Raw genomic sequence first — 8217 nt, forward strand, 5'->3', positions numbered from 1 at the left:
GTGACGAGGTGGTACTGTCATGCGTAATCACCAGCGAGAAGCGCCGGCACTACCGGCAGACGCCGGTGTCGCTGGACGCGGCCGCGACGGTCCGCCGGCGGATGGCGAAGAAGTTCATCCGGCCGGCCTGTCGCGCGGGCTATCGCACGCTCCGGAAGGACGCGGGCGAGTACGTCCAGGAGGACAATCGCGTCGACGTCGAGGACGTCTCGATGTTCGCGATGCGGCCGTCGCTCCAGACGCTGAAAGACCGACAGACGGTCGCGTTGCGGAAGCTCCTCGACGGATTTGAATCCGAGGACGCACTCGACACCTGGCTCCATCACCTCGATGACGTCACGCTCGGGGAGCTCGACCGGATCGACGCGGATCTCGACTGGCGGCTGGAGATGGAGCGGACTGCTCGGGACGTGCTGCTCGGCGACCGTAGTGATCACGCCCGCCAGCGCGAGCAACTGGCGGCGTTCTACCTGCTTCCGGCGTTTTCGCTGACACCTGCGCTCCAGTTAGAGCGCGCGCAGGAGCTCCGCGAGGACCCGGACAAACAACGACTGGAGGAGACACAGATATGACTGCTCCCAACCCTGATAACTTACCTGACCCACACACGCAGACACGCGAGTACCGAGACGATGACCGATTGCATTCCGACGCGGACTACCTCCGCCGGAGGTTCGGGATGCGGAAGTTCGACCTCGACGCGTGGGACTACGACGATCTCGGTCCGGCGCTGTTCGACCACACATGGGACGGCGGGACAGCCCGCGTCTCCGGCGGCCCGGGGTGTTTCACGGTCGGGAAAGAAGGCTCGGGAAAGTCGACGCTGTTGCTGCGGATCGCCAGCGTCGAGATGGCACTGAACGAGGCGCGGGTGGTCTGGTCGGCGGTGACCGGCAGCCGGTCGGAGTGGCTTCCGTTTGCGCCGGTCGCGCGGGTGTGCGTCCCGAAGGGGTACGAGCCGACCGCTCGCCTCGTGCCGAAACAGCGATCGCGTGGCTCGCGTGGCGTCGAGGTCGATCTGGAGGACATCGTCCGAGAGGTGGTCTACTACAAAGACGTGATGGACCTGAACCTGCGGGTTCTCCGAGACGGCCAGTTCAACGTCGTGTACCCTGATCCGAAGATGCGGGGGTGTCAGTGGGTCTACGAGGAGAGCGACCGCGTAGTCGCCGACTCATCGGACGAGGTCGAGTTCACGGCCGAGGACCCGGTGAACCACTGGTGGTTCGGCTGGGGGCTCTCGCTGGTTGAGCGCGGGCCGTGGGCGTGGACGAGCTGGATTCAGGACGAGGTCCAGAGTCTGGCGCCCGAGGGCGCGGCGAACGACAAGTACCTGACGCGGCTGAAAATCAAGATGCTCGGCGAGTCGATGGAGGACTTCCGGAAGAACGGGATCGCGCGGTACTTCGCGGGCCACAAGGACAAACACCTCCATTCGCTGTGGCGTGACCGCATCTCGTTCCGGATTCACATGAACGGGACAGCGAACCCGCGCCAGTCACGATCGTCGTCGATTCCGGTCGGAATGGAGTCGGTTCCGATGGAGGAGGACCTGATGTCCGACGAGGACATCGGGACGGCCCTGCTCTACACCGAGAGTTCGTTCGAAAAGGTCGGGTGGCCGAACATCCCGAAGCCGATCAAGGGCGATTTGAAGGTGTACCTCGATCCGGACGGCCGGGAGGGGGCGACCTCGACGGGAGGGGTGACGGCATGATTGCCACCCGACCGACGTCGACGATCGGCGTGGCGACGTCGAGCGCGAGCTCGCGCTCAGATGAAAATCCGGGGGGTCGGATGCGGCGAGGAGGCGGTCCCCGGCGGAGTTCGGCCTCGATCGGGAGCAATTACGCACGCGCGCGTTTCGGATATGAACGGAATATCCCCCCCGGGGGTGCGGGCGCATTATGCGCGTCGCGAGCAGGTGCGCGGTTGCTCGCTCGGTGGCGTGGTTCGCGCGCTCGGTTCAAGGCGCGGGCGGGTGCTCGCGATGGACCGCGGCCGCGGGCGACCTCGCGCGAGCGCTCGTCTTCGCGTGGGTTTTTGAACGCGCTGGCGGGCGAGCGGTGGCGAGCGCGCGAGCGAAGGATTTCGCGGAGACGCGTCCGCGGCCGCGTCGGTGCGGACGTGACCGGAGGCGGGCAGGCGCGTCGGTGTGCGACGGCGCGCGCGGTGCTGTGGGCGTGGTTGCCCGCGAGCGCGGTCGGCCTCGCACGGGCGGAGGATACCGCGTGCGGGGCGCTCGCTCAGGCGCGAACGGAGGTGGGCGCGGATGCGTAAATCGCGAGCGCTCGCGCTTGTCGCGCTCGTCGTGATGGGTGCGCTCGTCCCCGTGTGGTCGCCCGTGGTGGTGAGCGCGGCCGAGGAGACGGGCACGTTCGCGGGCGAGGTTTCGATCGAGATGGACGCGGCGACCGACGGCTCGACGAGTCGCTACGAGCTGGCGGACGCCAGCAAGGCCGAGAACTTCTCGGTTGAATTGACCGGTCGTGAATCGACAGAACAGGAGTCGGTGTCGGGAACGGCACTCTCAGATGGCGAGATGTTGCCGGTTACCGCGGCTGGAACGAACGCCCCGACTGGGCCAGCAAACGGCCAGCCTGAAGTGACATTTATGGGGGTCGAGGAGACTCGCCAGACGTTCTGGGCCGGATCGGCCAGCGATGGCTCGACTGATTCCATCAGCGTTGGCGGGAATAAACTGCCCGTGAACTCGACCGTAACATTCACTGGGAGATCGAACACGTCGGATGCGTCATGGACTGCGACGAGTCAATCTGACGGTGCGACGGAATCAATCTCGGTGGACGGGAATGTCGTTCCGAAGAACCAGCAGATCACATTGACAGGGCGAGAGACGGCGATGTGGGTAAATTCGAGTGGTTCGAATATTACTCCGTCATCAACGCACTCGATTATAACGGGTAATTTGCCATCGGTGGGCCCGGCAACCGGAGACCCGCAGCTCACAGTCACGGGTCATGCAACGACCCATCAACGCGCTGGTAGTCCGGAACATGGATGGCGTAATAAACCAATTCTTGGAAGTTATAGTAGTAAGCCAATTCACGGAGAACTCACGTTCAAAGACTTAGAGGGCAAGGTGTCATCAGTGTCGTTGAATGCGACGGTGGATTATGGTGATCCGAGTCAGGCGACGGTGGATATCTACATGGTCAACGAGGGACATGATCAGACGTATGGCGAGGGGACGGTGGTCAAAAGCGGGTGGACTCCGCCGTCGTCGGGTGGCGAGATAACGATTGACCTCGACTCGACTTTTGTCGCTGACGGAGGGCGCACTACTGTCGAGTTTGTCACGACAGGTGGAGTTGATGACACCTGGAAATCGCTTAGGATCAGCTCAATGTCGGAAGCCGATGGGCGAGACAGCCTGTCGTATAAACGGGGTGGTGATACGTATACTAGCACCCTGGACCCTGATATTGAGGCGACTGTGTCGCCGACGAATGTGGCGGTCTCTGATGGTCACGGTAATTCGACGTCGTTCGGTGATCTATCTGATGGCGAATCCGTGACAAAATCGATGCCATTGGCTGCTGATGCGACCGACCTCCAGTTCTCGGGAGGAGGTGGTGCGCTCGACTACCAGTTAGTCAAACAGGACCGTTATGCGCCAGCAAACCCGACGGTCGATATCGACGGTGATGGCTCACCAGATGCCTCGTATTCCGGCATCCTCAGTCCGGGTGAGTCAGTATCTCGGGATTTATCGTCGTTGCAAGCAGGGACACAGTCGGTGATGACCTCTGTTGATGAGGGATCAGTCGACTGGAAGATTGAGGCCGACGAGGTAACTGCGACCGAGAACCCGAAGGTCGATGTCGGGGCGGATGGGTCAATCGATGGAACGTACGAGGGTGTTCTTCAGAGTGGCGAGACCGTGACAGTCTCACTATTAAACCTCGACAACGGGACAAATGAACTGGCATTTGCGACGACAACCATGGGCTTCGACTGGGAGATCAACGCTGATGAGCGCAGCGTCACCGAAAACCCGCAATTGGATTTCGACGGCGACAGCACCCCCGAGGCCTCGTACTCGGGGGTGCTTGAGCCGGGCGAAACGGTGACCCGTGGCGTCGACCTCTCGCTCGGGTCGCATGAGACAGTTGTCTCAACGCGATCGTGGTCGAGGGTCTCAGTCGCGGTCAACTATACCGAAATTTCTGAGTCGGTGAATCCAAGCGTCACTGTCAACGGCTATGAGGCCGCATTTGACGGAACCCTCGCGAAAAATGAGACCACGGAGCTGAACGTCTCGACTGCGTGGCTCGCGAACGGGACGAATACTGTCGAGGTCGGAGTCGGCGAATCGCTGTCGGCGGAGGCGCCAGCCGCGCGCGTTGGGGTCGACTACTACCATACGGCGGCGACGAGCCACTCGACAAGCTACAACAGTACGGCGTGGACCGAGGAGCGCACGATCAACAAGACGTTCGTCGACGACCAGCAGGACGCGACGCTCCAGTTGCCGTTCCACGATTCGGTAGTCAACATCAAGACATTGGAGATCGCTCGGAACGGGTCCGAGTACACCCGGATGGATTCTGCGAACTACGAGTACGATGCGGAGTCGGCGGTGGTGACGGTCAAGCTCGGCGACATGGAAGCGAACGAGTCAGTGTCGGTCCACGCGAAGGGCTGGCGGGTCAAGGTCAACGATGGCGACATCACGATCCGCGAGCCGACACTGCCGGGCGATCGGCTCGACACCGCTATCGAAGTGACCGAGAAAGGCGAGAACTTCTGGCTGGGTATCCAGAACCAGCGGATCGTCCACACATACAACGAGTCGTGGAGCCAGCCCGAGGAGTATTCGCAGGTGACCGCGGATGGCGCCCAACGAGTCCATCTCCCGAACGCTGGCGAGGGTGCGACCGCTCGGGTCGAGTACACGCCCCTGGAGGTCACTCCCGAGCGCGGGGATGCGGAGGTCCACATCGAGGACCTCGATGCCCAACAGTTCCATCTCGACCCGGGGCGGACGAACGGGGGCCCGGTGACAATCCGGTGGCTGAATGCGGTCGAAGACAAGAGCTACGCGCTCTGGTCGGTGACCCACTCGGATACACGGACGGTTGAGAAGGCCGGCGCTGACGGCGTCGTGTTCGTCGACGATGACAGTCCGGAGACGCTCCAGATCATCGCGAGCGAGAACGCTGGCGACTCCGGCATCGGTGGGCCATTCGGGCTGGGCCAGTCGCTCCAGGGCGGACTGGTGCTCGCGCTGGTTGCGGGCTCGGTCGGGCTCGTTTACTGGCTCCAGCGGCGGTACGGCTCGCGTGGCTACGGCCGGCGGGACGTGCTGGTCTTGTTGACGACTGCGGGAGCGGTGACGCTGCTCGGGATGGAGATCGTGGCGCCCGGGTCGGCGTCGGGCCTGATCTCCTCGGGCACCGTCCCGATCCTGGGTGGCGCAGTGCTCGCGATCCTCGGGCTCTACTACGGCATCGACTACCTGCCGGGCGGCCGGCGGCTCAAGATCGGCTACCTCGGCGTGGGCGTGGCGTTCGTCGGTATCCTCGCGCTGGAGGTGCTGGCGCCCGGGTCGATCTCCGGGACGCTCGGGCCGGTGATCGCGGAGGCGCTCGATCCCGCGATCCGGCTCGGCGGGCTCGCCGGAGTCGGGCTCGCCACCTACGCGCTGTACCGCTGGCTGTTCGGCAACTCCAGCAGTGGCTCGGGCAGTTCGTCGTCCTCGTCTGGCGGGAGTTCCAGCGAGGACGATTCGGCGATGACGCAGGTGATCGTCCAGGACAACGATGATAGCGTCACGACGTCGTCGGGAGGTGACGACTGATGCCCGCGGACGTGTTCGTGGTGCTGCGCGAGGCGGTCGGTCAGGTCCTGGCGACGCTCGGACTGAAAGGCATGATCGGGGCGAGCGCGGTCGTCTCGACACTGACGCTGTTCTGGTGGGGCTACCGGCTCTCGTCGGTGGTGGCGTTCCTGCGGACAGCAAGCACGGTCGCCGTTCGGTACGGAGCGGTGTCGGTGGCCGTGCTGGCGGTCGCACTCGCCGGGGCGCTCCACGCGGGGGTCATCCCGGGCGTGAATATCGCGCCAATCTACGACCTGCTGGACGTCCTGGTCGAGACGGTCTCGCCGAGCGGTGGAGGTGGGATACTGTGAGCGACGCGACCCTCGACACGTTTACCGCCGACGACGACGGCGACGACGTCGAGGATGACTCGGGGAGCCGGAGTCGCGTCGACGAGCTGCGCACCGAGTACGAGCCCCGCATCCGGTCGGGGCTTGCGAGCCTTCGCGACGAGATCGAGACGCGGGCCGGGCAGGCACGCGAGACGTGGCGCGCTGAGTACGAGCCCCGCATCCGGGCGGCCCTTAGCGACGCCGAGGACTGGCTCGACGAGCGGTACGCCGACGCGAGCGAACGCCGGACGCGGTTCTATCAGGGACTGGTCGCGCTGGGGCTGGTGGTGGCGTGGACGGTCGGGAAACCGGCCATCTACGGCTGGCTCGATACTGTTGCGGTCATCGTGACGGTCGGGCCGTTCCTCTGGTTCGCGACCGAGTCAGAGATGTGGTCGCGACTGGCCGAGCTTACGGCGCTGATCGCGGTGAGCCTGCTGGCCGCGATCCTCGCAAAGGCGACTATCTTTCCGTGGCGCTCAGTCGAGGCGTTCGTCACCGAGACCGTCGTCGGGCGAGCGATCGGTGTGACGTTCGGAACGGCCGTCAACGCGGCGCTCGCGCTGTTCGGGGCGGCGGCGCTGTTCTGGCTGTTGAAGGCCTACGAGTACCGCCGGACGAGTCCCGAGGACCGCGTGCTGACCGACGGGAGTGGTGAGCAGTGAGCCAGACGGTCCAGCCCGAGGACGTCGACGAATCGCTCCCGAAGCCAGTGCTGTCGGTCGGAGACGAGCGCGCGGAGCATCTCGGGGAGACCATCACGGTCCGCGGGCAGGTCGTGAAGCGGTCGAGCGTCCGGCCGAAGGTGACCACGGCCGCGTTTGAATGCCGTCGGTGCGGGCACCTGGAGCGCATCGAGCAGGGGTACGGCGACATCGACCAGCCGGCAGTCTGCCCGGGCTGTGAACTCAAGCGGGTGCGGTGGCGATTCCGAAAGGACTGCTCGGAGTGGACGGACTTCCAGAAGCTCCGGCTCCAGCAGTTGCCCGAGGAGATGACCAACGGTGAGACGGAGTCGATGGACGTCTTCTTGACTGACGAGCTCGCACGCCGCGGGCTCGAAAGCGGGCGGTGCGTCTCGCTGATCGCGGAGTACCTCCCGCTCCAGGATGGCGGGTCGACGGTGTTCGACAAGGCGTTCGACGCCGAGGATGTCCTCGTCGAGGACACCGATCCGGGGGAGTTCGACGTCGAGCCGTACCGGGAGGTCATCGACGCGGTCGCGAGCCGCGACGACCCGGTGGACGTGCTGGTTGAGTCGGTCGCACCGAGCCATCTCGGCGATCGTCACATCAAGGAGGCGCTGATCTGCCAGCTGGTTAGGGCGAATGCCCCGACGGGCGCCGACGGGAAGGACTACCGTGGGCAGATTCACATGTTCCTGCTGGGTGACCCGGGCGCGGGCAAGACCGACTTCGGGGAGGCGCTGGTGCGGCTCGCGCCGCGTTCGCAGAAGTCGAGCGGGAACGAGGGGACGTCGGCGGCCGGATTGACGGCGGCGATCACTCGCGACGATTTCTCGAACGCGGAGTTCACGGTGACGGCCGGCGCGATCCCAAAATGTTCGGGCGGGGCGCTGTTCCTGGACGAGCTCGACAGCGCTGGCGATCAGGAGCAGAACGCGCTGCTGGAGGCGATGGAGTCGGGCGTAATCAACATCGAGAAGGCCGGGCAGAAGGCGACGCTGGAGGCCGAGACGGCGATCCTCGCGGCGGGGAACCCCGAGAATGGTCACTTCGATCCGGAGCGGTCGCCCGCGGAGCAGACGAACGTGCTGTCACCGCTGCTCGACCGGTTCGACCTGATCTTCTGTCCCGAGGAGAAGACCGATCCGGACGCGGTCGAGGCGATCGCGGACCACATCACCGCTGGACGTGACGCTGCGCAACGCCGGGAGATCGACAAGAACGTCCCCGAGTCGGCGGACGCGGTTGAGCCGGAGCTGTCGACCGAGGAACTCCGGGCGTACTTGGCGGCGGCGCGGGAGAAACGGCCGGTGTTCGGGAGCGACGAGGTACGCCAGACGCTCCGGGACTGGTA

At 64.7% G+C, this 8217-nt stretch carries 6 protein-coding genes; all 6 read left to right on the top strand.

Going from position 1 to position 8217, the window contains the following annotated elements:
• Window positions 1-572 (top strand): hypothetical protein (locus tag EPY72_RS19600; RefSeq protein WP_168216075.1); only part of this gene is annotated, 572 nt, incomplete at its 5' end.
• A gap of 107 nt (window positions 573-679) precedes the next feature.
• Complete coding sequence (locus EPY72_RS18950) at window positions 680-1717, top strand: ATP-binding protein (RefSeq protein WP_135807440.1); 1038 nt, start codon at window positions 680-682, stop codon at window positions 1715-1717.
• 555 nt (window positions 1718-2272) lie between these two features.
• Window positions 2273-5824: a hypothetical protein gene (locus tag EPY72_RS18955; RefSeq protein ID WP_135807441.1), complete on the top strand. Its 3552-nt coding sequence runs from the start codon at window positions 2273-2275 to the stop codon at window positions 5822-5824.
• Complete coding sequence (locus tag EPY72_RS18960) at window positions 5824-6156, top strand: hypothetical protein (protein ID WP_135807442.1); 333 nt, start codon at window positions 5824-5826, stop codon at window positions 6154-6156. Before EPY72_RS18955 ends, EPY72_RS18960 begins: the two co-directional genes overlap by 1 nt.
• Window positions 6153-6842 carry a hypothetical protein gene (locus EPY72_RS18965; RefSeq protein WP_135807443.1) on the top strand — a complete coding sequence of 230 codons (690 nt, stop codon included), beginning with the start codon at window positions 6153-6155 and terminating at the stop codon, window positions 6840-6842. Before EPY72_RS18960 ends, EPY72_RS18965 begins: the two co-directional genes overlap by 4 nt.
• Window positions 6839-8217, top strand: a 1379-nt coding sequence (locus EPY72_RS18970; protein ID WP_135807444.1) for an ATP-binding protein, incomplete at its 3' end; no start/stop codon positions are given. The genes EPY72_RS18965 and EPY72_RS18970, both read left to right, overlap by 4 nt.

The organism is Halorussus marinus (assembly GCF_004765795.1).
GTDB lineage: Archaea > Halobacteriota > Halobacteria > Halobacteriales > Haladaptataceae > Halorussus > Halorussus marinus.